This is a genomic window from Synechococcus sp. JA-2-3B'a(2-13), assembly GCF_000013225.1.
Classification (GTDB): Bacteria; Cyanobacteriota; Cyanobacteriia; order Thermostichales; family Thermostichaceae; genus Thermostichus.
Window position 1 is genome coordinate 1,751,522 of record NC_007776.1, and the last position, 18,050, is coordinate 1,769,571.

General features: G+C 59.3%; 17 protein-coding genes. 10 read left to right on the plus strand and 7 right to left on the minus strand.

Going from position 1 to position 18,050, the window contains the following annotated elements; all coding sequences use genetic code 11:
• Nucleotides 1-125: 125 nt before the first annotated feature.
• Nucleotides 126-1,337, minus strand: a complete 1,212-nt coding sequence (locus CYB_RS07975) for a phosphodiester glycosidase family protein (protein ID WP_011433278.1) — start codon at nucleotides 1,335-1,337, stop codon at nucleotides 126-128.
• Between the two features lie 330 nt (nucleotides 1,338-1,667).
• Between CYB_RS07975 and CYB_RS07980 the strand changes: the two genes are divergently transcribed.
• Nucleotides 1,668-2,594, plus strand: a complete 927-nt coding sequence (locus CYB_RS07980; RefSeq protein ID WP_011433280.1) for a D-isomer specific 2-hydroxyacid dehydrogenase family protein — start codon at nucleotides 1,668-1,670, stop codon at nucleotides 2,592-2,594.
• A gap of 57 nt (nucleotides 2,595-2,651) precedes the next feature.
• On the opposite strand, the gene CYB_RS07985 is transcribed toward CYB_RS07980, so the two are convergent.
• The 3 genes from CYB_RS07985 to gltX all read right to left on the minus strand — a co-directional run bounded on the left by CYB_RS07985 (nucleotide 2,652) and on the right by gltX (nucleotide 6,227).
• Nucleotides 2,652-3,734 carry an isocitrate/isopropylmalate dehydrogenase family protein gene (locus CYB_RS07985; RefSeq protein ID WP_041436546.1) on the minus strand — a complete coding sequence of 361 codons (1,083 nt, stop codon included), beginning with the start codon at nucleotides 3,732-3,734 and terminating at the stop codon, nucleotides 2,652-2,654.
• Nucleotides 3,735-3,901: 167 nt separating this feature from the next.
• The gene (locus tag CYB_RS07990) at nucleotides 3,902-4,708 is read right to left on the minus strand and encodes a GAF domain-containing sensor histidine kinase (RefSeq protein WP_041436547.1); all 807 of its coding nucleotides are present in this window, start codon (nucleotides 4,706-4,708) and stop codon (nucleotides 3,902-3,904) included.
• 79 nt (nucleotides 4,709-4,787) lie between these two features.
• Nucleotides 4,788-6,227 carry a glutamate--tRNA ligase gene (gene gltX, locus CYB_RS07995; protein WP_011433283.1) on the minus strand — a complete coding sequence of 480 codons (1,440 nt, stop codon included), beginning with the start codon at nucleotides 6,225-6,227 and terminating at the stop codon, nucleotides 4,788-4,790.
• Between the two features lie 234 nt (nucleotides 6,228-6,461).
• Here gltX and CYB_RS08000 point away from each other — a divergent pair, with 234 nt between their 5' ends.
• The gene (locus CYB_RS08000) at nucleotides 6,462-6,812 is read left to right on the plus strand and encodes a hypothetical protein (protein ID WP_011433285.1); all 351 of its coding nucleotides are present in this window, start codon (nucleotides 6,462-6,464) and stop codon (nucleotides 6,810-6,812) included.
• A gap of 286 nt (nucleotides 6,813-7,098) precedes the next feature.
• Here the strand turns inward: CYB_RS08000 and miaB are convergent, their stop codons facing one another.
• The gene (miaB, locus tag CYB_RS08005) at nucleotides 7,099-8,433 is read right to left on the minus strand and encodes a tRNA (N6-isopentenyl adenosine(37)-C2)-methylthiotransferase MiaB (protein WP_011433286.1); all 1,335 of its coding nucleotides are present in this window, start codon (nucleotides 8,431-8,433) and stop codon (nucleotides 7,099-7,101) included.
• A gap of 117 nt (nucleotides 8,434-8,550) precedes the next feature.
• On the opposite strand from miaB, the gene CYB_RS08010 reads away from it, so the two are divergent.
• From CYB_RS08010 to argB, 3 genes are read left to right on the plus strand one after another with little or no spacing between them, the layout of a single operon-like run.
• Complete coding sequence (locus CYB_RS08010; RefSeq protein WP_011433287.1) at nucleotides 8,551-8,985, plus strand: BlaI/MecI/CopY family transcriptional regulator; 435 nt, start codon at nucleotides 8,551-8,553, stop codon at nucleotides 8,983-8,985.
• Nucleotides 8,982-9,863: a M56 family metallopeptidase gene (locus CYB_RS08015; protein ID WP_011433288.1), complete on the plus strand. Its 882-nt coding sequence runs from the start codon at nucleotides 8,982-8,984 to the stop codon at nucleotides 9,861-9,863. Before CYB_RS08010 ends, CYB_RS08015 begins: the two co-directional genes overlap by 4 nt.
• Before the next feature lie 59 nt (nucleotides 9,864-9,922).
• The gene (argB, locus tag CYB_RS08020; RefSeq protein ID WP_011433289.1) at nucleotides 9,923-10,861 is read left to right on the plus strand and encodes an acetylglutamate kinase; all 939 of its coding nucleotides are present in this window, start codon (nucleotides 9,923-9,925) and stop codon (nucleotides 10,859-10,861) included.
• On the opposite strand, the gene CYB_RS08025 is transcribed toward argB, so the two are convergent.
• Entirely contained in the window at nucleotides 10,858-11,667 is an 810-nt protein-coding gene (locus CYB_RS08025; protein ID WP_011433290.1) for a hypothetical protein, read from the minus strand. The genes argB and CYB_RS08025 overlap by 4 nt on opposite strands.
• Nucleotides 11,668-11,929: 262 nt before the next feature.
• Between CYB_RS08025 and CYB_RS08030 the strand changes: the two genes are divergently transcribed.
• Together CYB_RS08030 and CYB_RS08035 are read left to right on the plus strand one after the other, a co-directional pair.
• Nucleotides 11,930-13,102 (plus strand): RNA-guided endonuclease InsQ/TnpB family protein, encoded by a 1,173-nt coding sequence (locus CYB_RS08030; protein ID WP_011433291.1) that lies wholly within the window; start codon nucleotides 11,930-11,932, stop codon nucleotides 13,100-13,102.
• A gap of 68 nt (nucleotides 13,103-13,170) precedes the next feature.
• A complete protein-coding gene (locus CYB_RS08035; protein ID WP_011433292.1) occupies nucleotides 13,171-15,039 on the plus strand; it encodes an ABC transporter ATP-binding protein in 1,869 nt (622 codons plus the stop codon).
• Between the two features lie 21 nt (nucleotides 15,040-15,060).
• On the opposite strand, the gene CYB_RS08040 is transcribed toward CYB_RS08035, so the two are convergent.
• On the minus strand, nucleotides 15,061-15,267 hold the full coding sequence (locus CYB_RS08040) for a hypothetical protein (protein WP_041436551.1): 207 nt from the start codon (nucleotides 15,265-15,267) through the stop codon (nucleotides 15,061-15,063).
• Between the two features lie 178 nt (nucleotides 15,268-15,445).
• Between CYB_RS08040 and CYB_RS08045 the strand changes: the two genes are divergently transcribed.
• The 3 genes from CYB_RS08045 to CYB_RS08055 all read left to right on the plus strand — a co-directional run bounded on the left by CYB_RS08045 (nucleotide 15,446) and on the right by CYB_RS08055 (nucleotide 18,002).
• Nucleotides 15,446-15,817, plus strand: a complete 372-nt coding sequence (locus CYB_RS08045) for a hypothetical protein (RefSeq protein ID WP_041436554.1) — start codon at nucleotides 15,446-15,448, stop codon at nucleotides 15,815-15,817.
• Nucleotides 15,818-16,015: 198 nt separating this feature from the next.
• The gene (locus tag CYB_RS08050; protein WP_011433294.1) at nucleotides 16,016-17,527 is read left to right on the plus strand and encodes a stress-responsive protein Ycf46; all 1,512 of its coding nucleotides are present in this window, start codon (nucleotides 16,016-16,018) and stop codon (nucleotides 17,525-17,527) included.
• A gap of 124 nt (nucleotides 17,528-17,651) precedes the next feature.
• Nucleotides 17,652-18,002: a DUF1257 domain-containing protein gene (locus CYB_RS08055; RefSeq protein ID WP_011433295.1), complete on the plus strand. Its 351-nt coding sequence runs from the start codon at nucleotides 17,652-17,654 to the stop codon at nucleotides 18,000-18,002.
• Nucleotides 18,003-18,050: the final 48 nt, after the last annotated feature.

The following is an 18,050-nucleotide window of genomic DNA, read 5'->3' on the forward strand; positions in this document are numbered from 1 at the left end:
AAGGTAGATCCAATCCTGGAGAATACCTGCCCCCTCCTCCAATCAGCCAGAAAGTTCGGGGATCCCACCCTCGATCCCTGGATCAAAGGGAAAAGACTCTATCCCGCCGGCACAAAAGTTTTCTGTCACCGACTTGGGCTTGGGAAAAACCCTAGGCCATTGTGAACTCGGGGTGTACGCCGCCGGGAGGGACTGGGATCCGTCTCACTGTTGGGTGGGCTGGCTTCTGGGTGTCGGTGTTCCAAATTGACGGCCTCTCCCCCCAGCACCAAGGTGGAAGCATTGCCCCCATCCAAGTTCAAGGCATGGCGACAGCCCAATTGCTGCATCAACTGTGCCATCTCCAGCAGGGTGAGCCCTTGATTTTCCTGGGCATTGCCGGCGGTCACCAGCAGCAAATGTCCGCTGTCCAGTTGGCCGATGGCACTGCGGGCGGCTCGCTGCCTGCGAAAGAGAGGCTGAAATCCCTCCAATCGGGCATCCAAAACCACCTGTCCATCCAAGAGCAAGAGCGGCCCTGCCCCTAGGATGTGGGGATAGACCTCCAGCTCAGGCGGATCCAAGCGCAGATAAAAGCTGAGGCGATCCCCGGGAACCAGCTTGCGGGCTTCTAGGGCACCTTCTAGCCCCCGCCCTGCCAATACATACCCCTCGCTGGGAATCTGTACCGTCAAACTGCCGGCCAGGCCCGCCACCAGAATTTCTTGCACCTGATCCTGCCGCACCATCACGAGCATTTCGTCGTCCGTTTGGGTGGTGTAGGTGGATCCCCAGTCGGGGGTGAACTGGGAGATGCCGGGCAGGATATAGCCTGTATTGATGCCCACCACTGGGATTTGATCCCCAATGTCATTGCGCAGCTCTGCTTGCATCCGCAAACGGGCAAAGCGCACGGATCCCCCTTCTTGCCCTGCCGTCCCATCCGACCAGGCGATGACCCCACGACCCAAAATGGGGCTGGAGATCCAGCGGCCATCCCGACGAATCGCCCCCAGCGGCTGACGGGTGTTGCGGTTGAAAAACCCACCGTTAATGGCGGCCACTGCCCCCTGTTCAGGGCCAAAGGAAGACAGCTCCCCCAAACCCACCAGCCCCGCGCGTGCAGCCCAGATGGGCCGCAGTTGGCCGGCTGCGAGAGAAACCACCACGATGGAAACTGGGATCCGATTGTCTCCAACCCAAACCTCCTTCTGGTACAAAGGGATCCCTTGCACCACCCGCACCGGCTGCACACCGAGGGTCACCTGAGCTTGAGCAGCCACGCTGGGCAAAAAGAGAGCAGCAGTGCAGGCTAACCCCCAGCCCATGACCCAGGCGCTCAGCTTGGTTTTGGACATGTCTTCACGTCTTTAGGGCTTCACCATTGTCATTGGGAGATGATTATCCCCCTGCGGCAAAGGTTCCCATCACAATGAGCGACAACAGGATCCCTGGAAAGAGCAGCGTCACCAAGATCAGCAGTTCGGAAAGGGTCATCGGGGAATGCCACCTACTGGAGATTTAACCAACACAACAGCTCCGGCTTCCACCCTAGCGATCCCAGAAGGGTGCTCCAGGCTCCCTTTGGGATCCCTTAACACTCGACACCGGTTTGGCTGCCCGTGCATGCCATCTCTCGCTCTGCCGACAGTATCCTGGCAAGGGGAAAGCCTTATCCAACGGTTCCTATGGGCATCCAAGGCAAACGCATTGCCGTCGAACCCGGCCATCTTCGCCCCTGGCTCAAAGAGGCTGTTTTGGCGGGGGGCGGCGAAATTGTGCCCCTGGCAGAAGCAGAAGCCTTGGTCTGGGCTGATGCCTTTGATGTGCCTGGCCTGAAGCGTTGTCTGGCGGAAGGGAAAGGGATCCGCTGGGTGCAGCTGCCCTGGGCAGGGGTGGAACCCTTTGTTCGGGCGGGAGTCTTGGATCCCGCTTATGTGTGGACTTGTGGCAAGGGGGTCTATGCTCAACCGGTGGCGGAACATGCCTTGGCCTTGACCTTGGCCGGCTTGCGCGACTTGAAGATCCGCGCCTTGGCCCAAACTTGGCAGGAGGGCTCCGGTACCAGCCTCTGGGGTAGCCGTGTGGTCATTTTCGGGGCCGGGGGCATCGCCCAAGAGTTGATCAAGCTGTTGCAGCCTTTTCAATGCTCCGTCGACGTGGTGCGTCGCAAGGCGGATCCCTTGCCGGGTGCCACACGGGTGGTGACGCTCGCGGAACGGCAAACGGTGTTGGCAGGGGCAGATGTGGTGATCCTGGCTTTGGCCCTCACGCCGGAAACCGAGGGGATCATCGCCCAAGCTGAGTTGGAGCAGATGGGATCCCAGTGTTGGTTGGTGAATGTGGCGCGAGGCAAGCACATCGTGACCTCCGACTTGGTGGCCGCCCTGCAGCAGGGGGTCATTCGCGGGGCCGCCTTGGATGTCACGGATCCCGAGCCCCTACCGGATGGGCATCCCCTCTGGAGCTTGCCCAACTGCCTGATTACCCCCCACACTGCTCTTACCGATGCCATGATTGTCCCAGCCCTCTCTAAGCGGGTGCGAGAAAATGTGCAGCGCTTCCGGACCGGGGATCCCTTGCTAGGGGTGGTGGATCCGGTTTTGGGGTATTGAGTCCTCTAGCCCCCCTCCCTTGGGGAGCCTGGGATCAGAAACATTTGGCGCCAAACCCTACTGCAAAGCCATCTCCTGCACGCGGGCAGCAATGGCCTTGGCCATTTCCTGAGTGCCGACGGGATCCCCTGTGGCCAGGTCATAGGTGACCTGCTTGCCCTCGGCGATCACCGCCTGCACCGCCGCCTCCACCCTTGCGGCAGCCTCCCGCTCTCCCAGGTAGCGCAGCATCATCGCCCCGGAGAGGATCAGAGCGCAGGGGTTGACTTTGTTTTGGCCAGCGTACTTGGGAGCAGAGCCGTGAATGGCCTCAAAAACCGCAATGCCGTTGCCGATGTTGGCCCCCGGCGCCACCCCCAGCCCGCCGATCATCCCCGCGCACAAGTCGGAAATGATGTCCCCATAGAGGTTGGTGAGCACCAGCACATCGTAGAGCTGCGGCTTTTGCATCAGTTGCATGCACATGTTGTCCACGATGCGATCTTCAAACTCGATGTCGGGGTACTCCTGGGCCACCTCCCGCGCCACCTGCAAAAACAAGCCATCGGTGAACTTCATGATGTTGGCTTTGTGAACTGCCGTCACCTTCTTGCGGCCATTCTGGCGGGCGTACTCAAAGGCAAATTTGACAATGCGGCGGCTGCCGAAGTCCGAAATGGGCTTGATGCCGATGGCGGATCCCTCGCGGATGGGTTTGCCGGAAAGGCGCATCATTTCCTCCCGCGCCTGGATGGCTTCCGGCGTGCCCCGTTCAAACTCGATCCCGGCATAGAGATCTTCGGTATTTTCCCGCACCACCACTAGGTCGATGTCTTGAAAAGGGCTTTTGACACCGAGCATGGATTTGGCCGGGCGCAGATTGGCGTAGAGATCCAGCTCCTTGCGAATGGCTACGTTGACCGAACGAAAGCCAGTACCTACGGGAGTGCCAATCGGCCCTTTGATCGCCACTTTGGTTTCCCGAATGGACTCCAACACCTGGGGCGGCAAGGGGGTGCCGTATTTCTCGATCACCTCCACCCCTGCCTCTACCGGGATCCATTCCAACCCAACCCCGGTAGCCTCCAAGACCGTGGTCATCGCCTTGGCCACTTCCGGGCCGATGCCATCCCCAGGGATCAAAGTCACACGATAGGCCACAGATGCTTCTCCTCGCAGTGTTAACGACAGCGCAAAAACTCCGTCCTGCCGGCGTGAGAGGATCCCTCCACCAGACAGGTTAGAGAACCGGGAACCCTTGAGCTTAAATGACTATAGAACAGGTTGAGACTGAAAATGCTGCGTCTGCTACCTCAGAAAAGGGGGGGCTAGCCGCAAGATCGGGGACTCGGCGGCAGAGGGACTCGCAGCTCTACAACTGTGCCACTGCCAAAGCGGCGATTACGCCAAGCAATGCTTGCCCCGATCAACTCGGCTCGGTAGCGCATGTTGAGCAACCCGTGTCCATGGCCAGACGGCTGGGCGGGATCCACCCCACTCTTGGACGCCGGCATACCGCAGACATCGTCGATGATCTTCAGCTCCAAGTGGGTGTAGGGAGCCTGAGGGTTGATAGAGGAACCGGCGTCCTGTTGAACCTTGGGCTGAATGATGAGATCGATGCGCCGTGCCCCCGCGTGTTTGACAATCAGAAAGCTGGCTTCCAGAGGTGTCCGGCTCAGCAGAGCCAAAGCCCCCAGCCGCTCCTCCCCCCGGTTAATCGGGTAGGCAACAAAGCCTCGCAAGCCATTGGCCTTCACCCACTCCGGGGCGGGCATCCAGGCTTCTTGGGCGGGATTGTTGCTCAAAAGCGGCAGCCCCTCCTGGGCCACCCGTCCCAAAGGGCTGTCGTCAGGGTAGATCCGCTGAATTTGGTCGTGAGCAGGACTGAGCAGGCCGGCATGGGCCACCGACTGAAAACATCCTTCCTGCGGGTCGAAAAACCAAAGGCGAGCTGAGGCTGCACCCAGACGATCCACCATCTGCCGTACCAAGGTCTGGGCCAGCTTGAGCACACACTGCTCCAGCTCCCCCATCTCTACAGAGTCCGAAGAGGATGGGGAAGATAACTGAGAAGAGAGCAGCACCAGTTCTTGGACAATTTGGTTTGCAGCCTGTAGCTGGCGTGACAGCATGGGATCCCGATTGCGGCAGCGGTGCGGAGCACTTTCAACAGAGGCAACCGAAGGCATGACAGCAAGAGATGGGCTTCCATCAACAAGGAACCAACTTCTGCACAGCCTCTAACCGCCCCAAAGCCCAGCCCCGCCGCTGGAGAAGGGCAAAAGATTCCAGCAAATCCGGCCCCTGCAGATCCCCTGTCAGGGCGGCCCGCAAACTCTTCATCAGCAGGCCCTTTTTCATGTTCTGGCCCTTGGCCACCTGATCCACCAGCGGTTTTAAGCTGTCCGCCGAAACCTGGGGCAGCTCGGCAGCAGCCAACGTGGTGGCCATTGCAGCCATAGCCTCTGCCACCCCAGGCAGGCGCAACTGTTCCAGAGCTGGCAACGTGTAGCTGAGGGGCTCCTGAAACAAAAAGCGGCTGAGCGGAGGAGCTTCTGCCAGGCGGTCGATACCATCGGCAATCAGGCGGGCCACATCTTCCAACCAGGTGGGATCCGGCACCTCGGAAAGGTCAAACCCTGCCGCCTGCCAAAAGGGGGTGAGCCGTTCTACCAGTTCTGGCGGAGAAAGCCGCTTGATGTACTGGCTGTTGATCCAGTTGAGCTTGTCCCAGTCAAAGCGGGCAGCCGCACGGTTAACCCGGTCAAAGTCGAACAGCGCAGCCGCCTTTTCCAAAGAGAAAAGCTCTTCCCCATCCGGGGGCGACCAACTGAGCAAAGCCAAATAGTTCTTGAGAGCTTCCGGCAAAAAGCCCAGTTGCTGGAACTCTGCTACCGAAGTTGCCCCATCCCGTTTGGAGAGCTTTTTCCCCTCCGGGTTCAGGATTAGCGGAGAATGGGCAAACTGGGGAGGTTCGTGGCCAAGAGCACGGTAGAGCAAAATCTGCTTGGGGGTATTGCCGATGTGATCTTCGCCGCGAATCACATGGGTGATGCCCATGTCGATGTCATCCACCACCACCGCCAAGTTGTAGAGAGGGCAGCCATCCGCCCGGGCAATGACCATATCCCCCCCCAAGTCCTGGGTGTTCCAGGTAATGGGGCCGCGAATGAGATCCACCCAAGACACTTCCAGGGGCTCCTCGATTTTGAAGCGGATCACCGGCTGCCGACCCTCGGCTTCGTAGGCCCGTCGCTGGGCTTCGGTGAGAAAGCGGTGGCGGTTGTCGTAGCGGGGGGCTTTGCCGGCGGCCTTCTGGGCAGCGCGCATCTCCTCCAGCTCCGCCTCGCTGACGTAGCAGCGGTAGGCCAACCCTCGATCCAGAAGCTGCTGTACCACCGCTTGATAGCGCTCGATGCGCTTGGATTGGTAGACCGGCCCTTCGTCCCAGTCTAGGCCCAACCAGGCCAGGCCCGCCAAAATGTTGCGGGTGTAGCGGGGCAAAGAGCGGTCGCGGTCGGTGTCCTCGATGCGCAAAATGAACCGGCCACCGTGGCGACGGGCATACAGCCAGTTGAACACTGCCGTTCGGGCAGTGCCGATGTGCAGATTTCCGGTTGGGCTGGGGGCAATGCGAACACAAACACTCACAGGTCTAAGGATCCCAAGCAGAGCATCCTGATCCTAGTCGGCGGCGAGATCCTTTGTCATATTGGCCCTCCATTGGGTTGCAGGCGGTTGCCAATTGAGGCATTTCGAGTAGAATCCGCTCTAGCCGCCGGTCAAAAGGTAGGCTGCACGGGGATCAAGGTTGATTGGCAACGTCCAACCTCCCCTTTTTTCCGGTGTTGAGGAAAAGCTGTAGCGCAGGAGGAATCCCAGCACATGCGTCTGACTTTGGCCATTCTTCTGGGTTGTCTGTCCGCCGGGATCCCGATTGGATCCGCCTTGGCCCAAATTGCCTATCCTTCCTATCCGGTGGGAGATGCCCTGGATAGGATCCTGTTGGATACAGGCAGGAATGTGGATCCGGTCATTTTCCCTGAGGAGGTGGTGCGCTCCCAGGCCCGGCAGACCACCGCCTTCTTCACCACGCTGCTGAACCAACGCACCAACATCCCACCCCTGCGCTCGCTAGATTTGCCCAGTCCCTATCAGGCTTCGGTTCGTACCCAGGCCGGGTACTACCGCGTGACCCAGACAGAGCCCGTTTTGGATTTTGAAATCTTGCGCTAGGCAGGGCAGGTATTCGGGGCCTGTTCCAGCGCCGGCCTGTTGCTGTTGCCAAAACGTTGTGTATGAAGCTCCGTTCTACTGCTGCGCGGAAGAAAGCTAGCTAGGGCGGTGGTTGTGCCCTGGTCGGCGTGGCGGAAAGGGCAGTGACTGCCTGGCGGTTGCCTTAAAGCTGTTCACCCAGGAGGGCATGGTTTTTCTCAGCGAAACAGCTCCCTGGAGAGGCGCTCCGCCGGCGCAATCGGACAAGAGGGAACTGGGGAAAGTTGTGTTTGTGAGAGCCTTCATCCTATGGCCCGCTCGCGCGGACGGTAACTGCCTCTCCGGTCAGCGAAAAAGCTCGCGTGGCGGTAATGCGCACCGGCACCAGGGATCCCTGCAGTTCCTCCGGATCCCCTTCAAAGAACACCAAGCGATTGCCGCGGGTACGCCCCATCGCCTGGCGGGGGTTTTTCGGGTTGGGGCCTTCCACCAGCACCTCTTGCACCTGGCCTAAGAGTCGGGCGCTGCGGGCGGCGGCCACCTCGGCCACCAGTCGGTTCAGCCGTTGCAGGCGGTCGCTTTTTTCCTCTTCAGGCACCTGGTCGGGCCACTCGGCGGCAGGGGTGCCGGGACGGGGGGAGTAGGCAGCAGTGTTCACTTGGTCAAAGCCAATGTCCTGCACCAGTTGCAGGGTTTCTTGGAACTGAGCTTCGGTCTCTCCCGGGAAGCCGACAATGGCATCGGCGCTGATGGCGGCTTCGGGCATGTATTGGCGGATGAGCTGGATAATCTGGCGATAGCGCTCGTGGGTGTAGCCGCGCCGCATCCGCTTGAGCACTTCGTTGCTGCCCGCCTGGAAGGGAATGTGGAAGTGCTCGCAGACTTTGGGCAGCTCGGCGCAGGTGGTGATCAGCTCCTCGGTAAAGTAGCGCGGGTGGCTGGTGGCAAAGCGGATCCGTTCAATACCTTCCACCGAATGGACGAAGCGCAACAAGCTGGCCAGGTTGGTTTTGGGATCCAGATCCCGTCCGTAGGCATCGATGTTCTGCCCCAGCAACGTCACCTCTCGATAGCCTGCTCTGGCCACGTCTTCGATTTCGGCGCGGATGGCCTGGGGCTGGCGGGACTGCTCTTGCCCTCGCACCCGCGGCACGATGCAGTAGGTGCAGCGCTCGTTGCAACCGTAGATAACGTTGATCCAAGCAGTGACCTGGCTGTCGCGACGGGGCTTGGTGATGTCTTCTGGGATCTCAACCGGATCGGTGGCCACCACCTGGTTTCCGGCTTCCACCTGCGCCAGCAAATCCCCAAGGCGGTTCACGTACTGGGGGCCCATGACCAGATCCAGCTCAGGGACGCGGCGCAACAATTTTTCCCCTTCCTGCTGGGCCACACAGCCGGCCACAATGAGCTTGATGGCCGGGTTTTTGCGCTTGCGCTGCGCCTGGATGCCCAGGTAGGAATAGACCTTTTGCTCAGCATTGTCGCGGATGGTGCAGGTGTTGTAGAGAACTAAGTCCGCCTGCAACTCATCTTCGGTGGCCACATACCCCAGGGACTCCAGGATCCCGGCCATGCGCTCGGTATCGGCGCGGTTCATTTGGCAGCCGAAGGTGATGGTGTAATAGGTGGGAGCAGCCATGGGAAGTAACAGCACAAAGAACCACCATCTTCGAGCTTAGCGGATCCTTAAAATGGCTGAGGGGTTTGAGACTGCAACGGTTAGTCTAGATAAAAGTTCCTACACCGGCAAAGGCTCATGTTGCCCAAGCATCGTCCCAAGCAACTGTCGCTGGGCCCTCTGGAGTCGGAAATCTTGGACATCCTCTGGGATCTGGGCAGTGCCAGCACCCGTCAAATCCACGAGCGCATCTTGGCCGATCCGGATCGGGAGCTGGCCTATGCCTCTGTGACTACAGTTTTGCAGCGCTTAAGCCAGAAGGGCTGGGTGAGCTGTGAGCGCCGCACCGATCCCCAAGGGCGGAATCTGCCCATGCTGTGGCGGCCTCGTCTTTCGCGTCAGGAAGCGGCCAGCCTCAGGGCCTTCACCCACCTGCAGCAGTTTTTGGCTGTAGGGGATCCCGATACGGTGGCAGCCTTTGCCGATAGCCTGGATCAGGCCAGTGTGTCCCAGTTGCAGGCGATTGCCGAACGGCTGCGGGCAGCCCGTCAAGCCAGGAGGGATCCGCGATGAGCCACTTGGGCATGTTATTGCTGGGCTTGGGCCTCAGTTGGCTGTGGCGAGCCCAGGTGCGCCTGGACAGGAGTGGGGGATGGGGCCGACGTTGGCAGCGGGCTTGGATCCACTTCTTGCTGCCCCCGCTGCTGTTGCTGACCACTGCTTTGGCCTTGGCCTGGATGGGGCCGTGGGGACAAATGGCCGGGGTGGGGGGCTGGTTCTGCTACGGCTGTGCCCTGCTGTTGCTGGCCGTGGCCGGCGGCGTGGCCTTGCACTGGATTTGGGAATACTGGCGCTCCTATCGACGTGCCCATCTGCAAGCTCTGGCCCAGGTGGATTTGCATGGCTCTCCGGCCTACGTGCTGGATTTGGAGATCCCTTTTGCTGCCCAAGTGGGGGTGTGGAATGCCCAGTTGGTGGTCAGCCGCGGCCTGCTGGAGCAGTTGGATGATGAGCACTTGCGGGCCGTAATCGCCCACGAAGAGGCCCATCGCCACTACCGCGATACCCTCTGGATGTTTGGAGTGGGCTGGCTGCGACGCCTCACCGGCTGGCTGCCCAACACCGAGGCCCTGTGGGAGGAATTGCTCACCCTACGGGAGCTGCGGGCGGATCGCTGGGCGGCCCAACGGGTGGATCCCTTGTTGTTGGGAGAGGCCCTGCTGCAGGTGGTGGGCTATGGCGTGGTGGAGCAACCGGCGGCAGCTTGGGTTGGCTTTGCAATGGCCGTGAGTTCAGACCCAAGGCAGCGGCTGCAAGAGCGTATCGATGCCCTGCTGCAGCAGGCAGAGTCAGGGCCCGTCGATCCCCTACCCCATTCTTCTTCCATTCGGGGTTGGGCCTGGTTGGGGTTGTCCCTATTGCCTTTGCTGGCGATCCCGTTCCATACCTGAGGATCTGCAGGATGCGATACTCTGGGTCAGGTTTTCTGGACTTCTAGGGACTTACAGCAGTGCAAACCAACTCTTCCCTTTCTGAGGCGACCGGGTCGGCGTGTGATCCCCTTACGCGGGCGCAGATCCTCATCGAGGCTTTACCCTACATTCAGCAGTACCAGGGCCGCGTTATTGTCATCAAATACGGCGGCGCAGCCATGGTGCACCAAGAGCGACGGGCCGAGGTGCTCCGAGACATCGTCTTTCTGGCCTGTGTGGGGATCCGCCCGGTGTTGGTGCATGGGGGGGGGCCGGAGATCAACAGTTGGCTACAAAAACTGGACATTCCCTTCAAGTTTGTGGATGGCTTGCGGGTTACCGATGCCGCCACCATGGAAGTAGTGGAGATGGTGTTGGTGGGCAAGGTCAACAAGCAGATCGTGCAGCTCATCAGCTTGGCCGGCGGATCGGCGGTGGGGCTGTGCGGGCGAGATGGCAACTTGATCAAGGCGCGATCCCAGGGCCGGGCGGAGATTGGCTTTGTTGGGGAAGTGAGCAGTATCAACCCCCAGTTGCTGCAAACCCTATTGGAAGGTGGACAGATTCCGGTGATCTCCAGTGTGGCTGCCGATGAGACGGGCCAAGCCTACAACATCAACGCCGATACGGTGGCGGGAGAACTGGCGGCCTCTCTGGGGGCAGAAAAGCTGATTTTGCTCACCGACACCCCTGGCATTCTCAAAGATCCTCAGGATCGCAGCTCTCTGATTACGTTGCTGGATATCGAGACGGCTCGCCAGTTGATCCAAGCCGGTGTCGTCAAGGGCGGCATGATCCCGAAGGTGCAGTGTTGCATTCGCGCCTTGGCACAAGGGGTGCGGGCAGCCCACATTCTGGATGGGGGATCCCCTCATTCCCTATTGCTGGAGCTGCTGACCGATGCCGGGGTGGGCACCAAGCTTGTTCCTTCTCAGTTTTCCGCTCAGTTGGAAGGACTGAACAACGGATCCCGCTAAGCTTCCTTGATAAAGCGAAGAATCTCCCGCACATGGCCGAGAAACTGGCTATCCACACTGAGCTGAGCCACAGCTTGGTGGGTCTCCTGGCGCAATTGCCTGTGCTCCAGCTCGTTGCTGGCCCGCAACTGTTCCAGTTGGGCTTTGAGCGCGGCCAGCTCCTGCCGTAGGTAGCGCCGGGTTTCTTCCTCTTGTTGGGCCCAAGAGCCAGGTTTGCCGGGATCCCATTGCTCCTGCAACTGCTCGACTTGGCGCTGCAACTGCTCTAGTCGTTCCGCCAGCTCGAGGGCATCTTCGCGAGGGATGCGGATTTGCCCTTGCAACTGGGCCAAGCGGTCGGCCAAATACTCGTAGCCGCGGATGGCCGGGCGCAGAGCCGTCAACAACACCGCAGCCACGGCGCTGGGGTAGCCAATGGGGGTGACTTGCCCAACGGCCAAGCCATAGAAAGCTAGAGCCGACAGCCCATGCAGGGCAATGGCCACGCGCAACGACCAGCAGCTGAGCTTTTGTAGGAAAGCCAAGGTTGAATCTTCCACCGGGATCCCTCGTTCCTGAGACACAACCGCCTCCTGCTGAACGGCCTTGGCCTGAAAGTAGAGGTTCCAGGGAAGGGTGACGATCACCACCAGCCACCAAAAGCTGGCGATCCCAATGGCCCAGTCGGCCAGCTCCCCAATGGGTAGCCCAAAAGCCCGCAGCAGGACAAACAGGATCCCACCGCCAATCAACAACAGCAGCCCCGCCACCCAAACTGGGAAAAAGATTTTCGAGTAAGACACGGAGTAAGAGGTTGAGTAAGACATTGCCGGTTTCTCCTCATCAAGCTGCCTACAGCCTGCCCGAACCGAGCGGCCAGAAGCTCCTGAAGCGGCCAGTTTTCCGTCCGTCCCAGAGCCATTAGGGGTGCAGCTATAGCCATTCCCAATGGCGAGGAAACCCTTGCGGATCCCAAACTCCCTCTCCCTCAGGGAGAGCGCTTAGAGTAGATCAGCTAGAAATCGCAGGAGCCCCGCACTGTACCCGTAGGGTCAGTGTCGGGAAGAATGCGGAAGTTATGATAGAACCATGACCCAAGTCCTGACTGTAGCTTGCAAACTCAAGGTGTCCCAGTCGCAAGCCGCCAAATTGGACGCGACAATGGATGCCTTTGTGCAGGCGTTGAACTGGGTCAACCAAAACACACCAGAAAAAGTAGTCAACGCAGTCAAACTCCAATCCCTTTGCTATTACCAGATTCGCGCTCGGTTTGGCTTGTCCAGTAATCTAGCCCAGCAGGTCTGCAGACGGGTGGCAGGCGCTCGCAAAGTGGCGAGACAGCGCAACCGTCCGGTTAAAGAGTTCAAGCGTAGGTTCGTTACCTACGACGCACGTATCTTTTCATTCCGCGAGAAAGACTGGACGGTGTCGCTGACCACGGTTGATGGAAGAGAACGCTTTGAGCTAGCCATTGGCAACTACCAGAGGGGAATGCTGGCTGGCTCTAACCCCAAATCGGCCACCCTAGTCCAGCGGAAGGACGGCTCCTACTCCATCCAGATTTGTGTCGAGGCAGAGCCCCCCAAGCAACAGAACACCGACAAGGTGATTGGTGTTGACCTGGGACGGCGAGACATTGCACATACCTCCGAAGGAGACAACTGGAATGGACAGCAGCTGAACAAAGTCCGAGATCACTACTGTCGGTTAAGAGCGTCTCTTCAGCGCAAGGCCAGTAAGGGCACCCGCAGTTGCAGGCGGCGATGCCGTCAACTGCTGCAACGGCTGTCTGGCAGGGAGAGACGCTTTCAAGCTTGGGTGAACCACAGTATCGCTAAGCGCATCGTTAAAGCAGCTCAATCTCTTTCTGCCTGCATTGCCATTGAGGACTTAAGCGGCATTCGAGAACGCACCAATCAACACCCCCGCAGTCGTGAGGAGCGGCGGCGTAGCAATAGCTGGGCGTTCTACCAGCTGCGGCGGTTTATCGAATACAAGGCTGTGAGGGCGGGTGTCAAAGTGGTAGCTGTCCCTGCGGCCTATACCTCGCAGATCTGCCACAAGTGCCTGCATATTCATCCCGACTCCGCTCAATCCTATCGCAAGGGTAAGCAGTTCAAATGCGGGCACTGCGGTTGGGAAGGGGATGCGGATTTGAATGGTGCGAAGGTGATTGCGCTTTTGGGGGCTGCTGTAAACCAGCCTAGAGGTTCGTGGTTGGCTTGCCAACTGCAGGGCTGCCGAAAGCCCGCCCTGTACTGAGAAGCAGTCAGGGTCGGGTAGTTTACTGCTCTCTATGAGTTGTCTTTGTTGTTCTCGGGTGTAAGCCTGTGAGCCTTGCCGCCTCTCCCCCCGATACCGATTTAAGTAGGGATCCCCGCCCGCGGCGAGAAAGCGATTGGCGGCTGCTGCGGCTGCTCTGGCCCTACGCCCGTCGGCACCTCAGGCTGGTGTTGGCGGCCTTGGCCTTTCTGCCCCCTTTGGCCTTAGCGGATGCGGTGCAGCCCTTGATTCTGCAGCGGGCTCTGGATGGCCCCATTGCCCGAGCGCTGGAACAGGGTGAGGCCGGGATCCTCTCCGACCTTTGGCCCTATGTGGGGCTGTTGATCCTAACGGTACTGGTTCGCTGGCTCTTCCAAGCCCTGGAAGGGTATGTCAGCCAAAAGCTGGGGCAGTTGATGACCCGCGACATCCGCGACGATCTCTTCGCCCACATTCTGGCCTTGCCGGCTCAGTTTTTCGACCGCACCCCGGTGGGCAAGCTGATCACCCGCATCACCAGCGACGTGGAAGCCTTGGGGGATGTCTTTTCCACCGGTGCCGTCGGCATTGTCAGCGACCTGTTTACTCTGGGGGTGATCGCGGTGGTCATGCTCAGCCAACGCTGGGATCTGGGCTTGCTGCTAATCCTCATCGTCCTGCCCATCAGCGCTGTTGTCCTCGAGTTGCAGCGCCGCTTTCGGGATGCCAACTTTCGCGTGCGCGAAGAACTCTCCAAGCTGAACTCCTGGATCCAGGAGAACATCTTGGGCATTACCGTGGTGCAACTGTTTCGGCGGGAGCGGCTCAATAGCGAGATTTTTCAAACCATGAACCGCCGCTACATCCGGGAAGTGGATCAAACCATCCTTTATGATTCTGCCCTTTCTGCCGTTTTGGAGTGGGTGTCTTGGCTGGCCGTGGCGGCTTTGCTCTGGGTGGGCGGGCAGCAGGTGATGTCAGCCGGTAGGGGCTCAGTTGGAGGGGGATGGACGGGATCCCTGCCCCTGCCCAGGGAACCCCTCACCTTTGGCAGCCTCTACGCCTTTATTCTCTTTTCGCAACGGTTTTTCAACCCGCTGCGGCAGTTGGCCGAAAAGTTCACCGCCCTGCAGGCGGGGTTCACCGCCGTCGAGCGCATCGATGCCATCCTCAGCCTGCCGGTCGCCATCCGGGATCCCGCTCAGCCCCGCCACTTGCCCCCCAATGCCAGAGGAGAGGTGCAGTTCGAGCACGTCTGGTTTGCCTACAACCCCGGGGAGTGGGTGCTCAAAGACCTCACCTTCACCATCCGCCCCGGAGAAAAAGTGGCCCTGGTGGGGCCCACGGGAGCCGGGAAAAGCTCCATCATTCGCTTGCTCTGCCGTCTCTACGACGTAACCCAGGGATCTATTCGCATTGACGGCGTTGATATTCGGGATCTCCCCCAGGCTGAGCTGCACCGCCACCTAGGGGTAATCCTGCAGGATGGATTTTTGTTTTCCGGGGATATCCAGCAAAACATCACCCTAGGAGAGAAGGCAGATCTAGCGGCAGTGGAGCAGGTCGCCCGCCAACTCAACCTGCATGACTTCCTCCGCAATTTGCCCCAAGGCTACGCCACCCCTGTGCGAGAGCGGGGCAGCAACCTCTCCAGCGGCCAGAAACAGCTTATCAGCTTTGTGCGGGCCATGTGGCGGGATCCCAAAATCTTGGTTTTGGACGAAGCCACCGCCAGCCTGGATGTGGGCACCGAAGCCCTCCTGCAATCCGCTCTAGACACCCTGCTGCGGGATCGCACCGCCCTGATCATCGCCCACCGCCTTTCCACCATCCGCGATGTGGATCGCATCTTGGTTCTGCAGCGGGGGGAACTCAAAGAGCAGGGATCCCATGCCGAGCTCATGGCCCTCAGCGGGCTCTATGCCAGCCTCTATCGGCTGCAAGATCTGGGCGGCTAGCAGGGTGCTTCTGCCCAACCGTCAGCGACTGGCGCCAAAGCGAGACCGAATTGCCTTTAGGGTGGTGAAGCTGGCATCCGCGAACGCGATGCGAGCCTTGCAGAGTAACAGATTGCCGTTATCCACGGCAGTGTCTCTCAAGCTGGCCAAACCATCGCTGGCCTGCACCAGGGCACGGCGGCCCCAGCTAGAGAAATTTTTGCTGAGGGTGTTGATCAAGCGTTCCATAGGGATTGGACATTCCGCTCCTTGTCTTCCACCTAGCCTACTCCCCCAGCCGCAGGTATCCACAGAGGGCCATCAAGAAAATTGTTTGTTACAGATTGTTAAAAACTTGCCGTCAAGCCGGCAGACTGGCTATGATAGGCCCCAAGTTTGGCAAGCAATTCAAAGAAAGCGGTTAGCCATGAATCATCGGCCAGAGGTAGTGGAAGGCACAGAGTCCAAGCAGAAGGTGACCCTGTATCTCTCACCTGAGCTGCACCGGAATCTGAAGATTCGGGCTGCCGTGGAGCGGGAGCCGATGTCGGCAGTGGCAGAGAAGGCCATTACCTTCTATCTGCTTCACCCAGAGGTCATTGAAGGGGTACAAGGTAGCGCCTATCGTGTCCATCAATGTCCCAAGTGTAGTCACCCATTTGTTATCCGCGATGGAGAGGTGGTTTCCCTGCACCAGACATCGGCTGCCGAAGCCATCCTTGAAGAGGTGGAGCCAGAATACTGGGGATCGGCTGCTGGCTCGGAAGAGCAACGGCAGGATGCTCTGGTACCCTGCTAGAACGCTCCCAAGCGGGCCCCCTTCAGGAACTTGAGCTGATAGGAGCAGACAGCAACACAGAAGGCTTCTAAAATCCTCTCAAAATCCATCCAACAAGGGCGTACTCCCAAGTGCAATCCAATACCTAGGCAACTCGAACCCCATTTTTCAACCGTTCTGGCGGCTCCTGAAATTTCCCCTCTGCAGTTGGTGTTTCCCATGCAAGAGCTAAGCATCCTCATTCAAGCTCAATACCCACTGCTGTACCTGCTGACTCCAGAGGAGGAACGGGCAGAAGCGGCTCTGGCAGCAATTGCCCGCACCCTTAAGCCTCAGCGTCGCCTATTCATTTGGACAGTTACCCACGGCATCGTCGAATACGGCAACCCCCGCAGCCTCACCCAGCACAACACCCAATCCCCCCAGCCCGCCATCCAGTGGGTAATGGAGCAAAAGGATCCCGCCATCTGCGTCTTCAAAGACCTACATGACTTCTTGGACAACACCGAGGTGAAGCGCTGGCTGCGGGATGCTATTGCCAGCCTGAAGGGATCCCACAAAACCATCCTGCTCATGTCGCCGGTGCAGGTGATCCCGGTCGAGCTGGAGAAAGACATTTGCGTAGTGGACTTCCCCCTGCCGGACATGGCCACATTGGAGCGCGCCCTCAACCGCCAGCTGGAGCAGATCCCGCGCTCCCTGCCTTTGGCTCCTGATACCCGCGAAAAGTTGCTCAAGGCGGCCCTGGGCCTAACGCAGGACGAGGCAGAAAAAGTCTACCGCAAGGCTGTGGTGATGCATGGTCGCCTCACCGAGGCAGAAGTAGACATCATCCTCTCTGAGAAGAAGCAACTGATCCGGCGCAACGGCATTCTCGAGTTTATCGAAGAGGACGAGACCATCGACGCCGTTGGCGGTCTGGAAGAGCTGAAGCGCTGGCTGCTGCAACGTTCTGAGGCCTTCACTGAGCGGGCCCGCGCCTATGGACTGCCCCAACCCAAGGGTATGCTGATCCTGGGCGTGCCTGGCTGCGGTAAGTCGCTGATCGCCAAGACCACTGCCCGTCTCTGGGGCCTGCCCCTGCTGCGTCTGGACATGGGCCGCGTTTATGATGGCTCCATGGTGGGCAAATCGGAAGCGAATCTGCGCAGTGCCCTGCGAACTGCTGAATCTCTCGCCCCTGCCATCCTTTTCATCGACGAGCTGGACAAAGCCTTTGCTGGATCAGCAGGCTCCAGCGATTCTGACGGGGGCACCTCTAGCCGCATCTTTGGCTCCTTCCTGACCTGGATGCAGGAGAAACGCTCGCCGGTTTTTGTCATGGCCACGGCCAACCGTGTGGATCGTCTGCCGGGTGAATTCTTGCGCAAGGGCCGTTTTGACGAAATCTTCTTCGTGGACTTGCCCAACATCAACGAGCGCATCGAGATCTTTCGGATCCACCTGAAGAAGCGGCGGCGCGACATCAGCCGCTTTGATCTGCGCCAGTTGGCCGCAGCCTGTGAAGGCTTCTCCGGCGCGGAGATCGAACAAGTTTTGATTGCTGCCATGTACGAAGCGTTTGCCCAGAACCGTGAGTTTACCCAGCTGGACATTCTGGCAGCAACGAAAGCAACTCAACCGCTATCTCGCACCATGACGGAGCAAGTGGTAGCGTTGAGGGAATGGGCCCAGCAGCGGGCTCGGCCTGCAGCGGCCTCTGTAGCCGAGTACCAGCGGCTGGAGTTCTAGGAGGAGGTGAGGATCCAAAGCTACCTTGACAGAAGCAGGGACGGCAGGGCCCAAACCTTCCCCAAAGAACAGTGCCCATTGTTTGTGTCGATGTTCCAACCCCTATACAAAGGAGAGAAACACCATGTCTCATTTTAGCACCCTGCGTACCAAAATCACTGACGGTCAAGTCCTGATCAACTCTCTGCGCGATCTCGGCTACACCGTTAAGCTGAACGCCGACGTGCGTGGCTACAACGGCCAGCGTGTTCGCGCTGACATCGTGGCTCAGTTGGAAGGCGACTACGATCTGGGCTGGTCGAAGAATCCCGACGGTTCCTACGACCTGATCGCCGATCTGTGGGGCGTGGCCAAGAAGCACAACCAAACCGAGTTGATCAACTCCATCAACCAGAAGTACGCCGTCAACAAGACCTTGGCCGAGGTGAAGCGTCCTGGCCTGAACAACGCCAACGTTAAAGTGGTGGTGCACTAAGCCGGATCCTGTCTCGCCATCGCTGCAGCGATCTACACCGACTAAAGT

Excerpts from the sequence above, each read along its gene's own strand:
- CYB_RS07975 (WP_011433278.1), bottom strand. The coding sequence starts at position 1,337 with ATGTCCAAAACCAAGCTGAGCGCCTGGGTCATGGGCTGGGGGTTAGCC.
- CYB_RS07980 (WP_011433280.1), top strand. The coding sequence starts at position 1,668 with ATGGGCATCCAAGGCAAACGCATTGCCGTCGAACCCGGCCATCTTCGC.
- CYB_RS07990 (WP_041436547.1), bottom strand. The coding sequence starts at position 4,708 with ATGCTGTCACGCCAGCTACAGGCTGCAAACCAAATTGTCCAAGAACTG.
- CYB_RS08000 (WP_011433285.1), top strand. The coding sequence starts at position 6,462 with ATGCGTCTGACTTTGGCCATTCTTCTGGGTTGTCTGTCCGCCGGGATC.
- miaB (WP_011433286.1), bottom strand. The coding sequence starts at position 8,433 with ATGGCTGCTCCCACCTATTACACCATCACCTTCGGCTGCCAAATGAAC.
- CYB_RS08010 (WP_011433287.1), top strand. The coding sequence starts at position 8,551 with ATGTTGCCCAAGCATCGTCCCAAGCAACTGTCGCTGGGCCCTCTGGAG.
- CYB_RS08015 (WP_011433288.1), top strand. The coding sequence starts at position 8,982 with ATGAGCCACTTGGGCATGTTATTGCTGGGCTTGGGCCTCAGTTGGCTG.
- CYB_RS08025 (WP_011433290.1), bottom strand. The coding sequence starts at position 11,667 with ATGTCTTACTCAACCTCTTACTCCGTGTCTTACTCGAAAATCTTTTTC.
- CYB_RS08030 (WP_011433291.1), top strand. The coding sequence starts at position 11,930 with ATGACCCAAGTCCTGACTGTAGCTTGCAAACTCAAGGTGTCCCAGTCG.
- CYB_RS08040 (WP_041436551.1), bottom strand. The coding sequence starts at position 15,267 with ATGGAACGCTTGATCAACACCCTCAGCAAAAATTTCTCTAGCTGGGGC.
- CYB_RS08045 (WP_041436554.1), top strand. The coding sequence starts at position 15,446 with ATGAATCATCGGCCAGAGGTAGTGGAAGGCACAGAGTCCAAGCAGAAG.
- CYB_RS08050 (WP_011433294.1), top strand. The coding sequence starts at position 16,016 with ATGCAAGAGCTAAGCATCCTCATTCAAGCTCAATACCCACTGCTGTAC.
- CYB_RS08055 (WP_011433295.1), top strand. The coding sequence starts at position 17,652 with ATGTCTCATTTTAGCACCCTGCGTACCAAAATCACTGACGGTCAAGTC.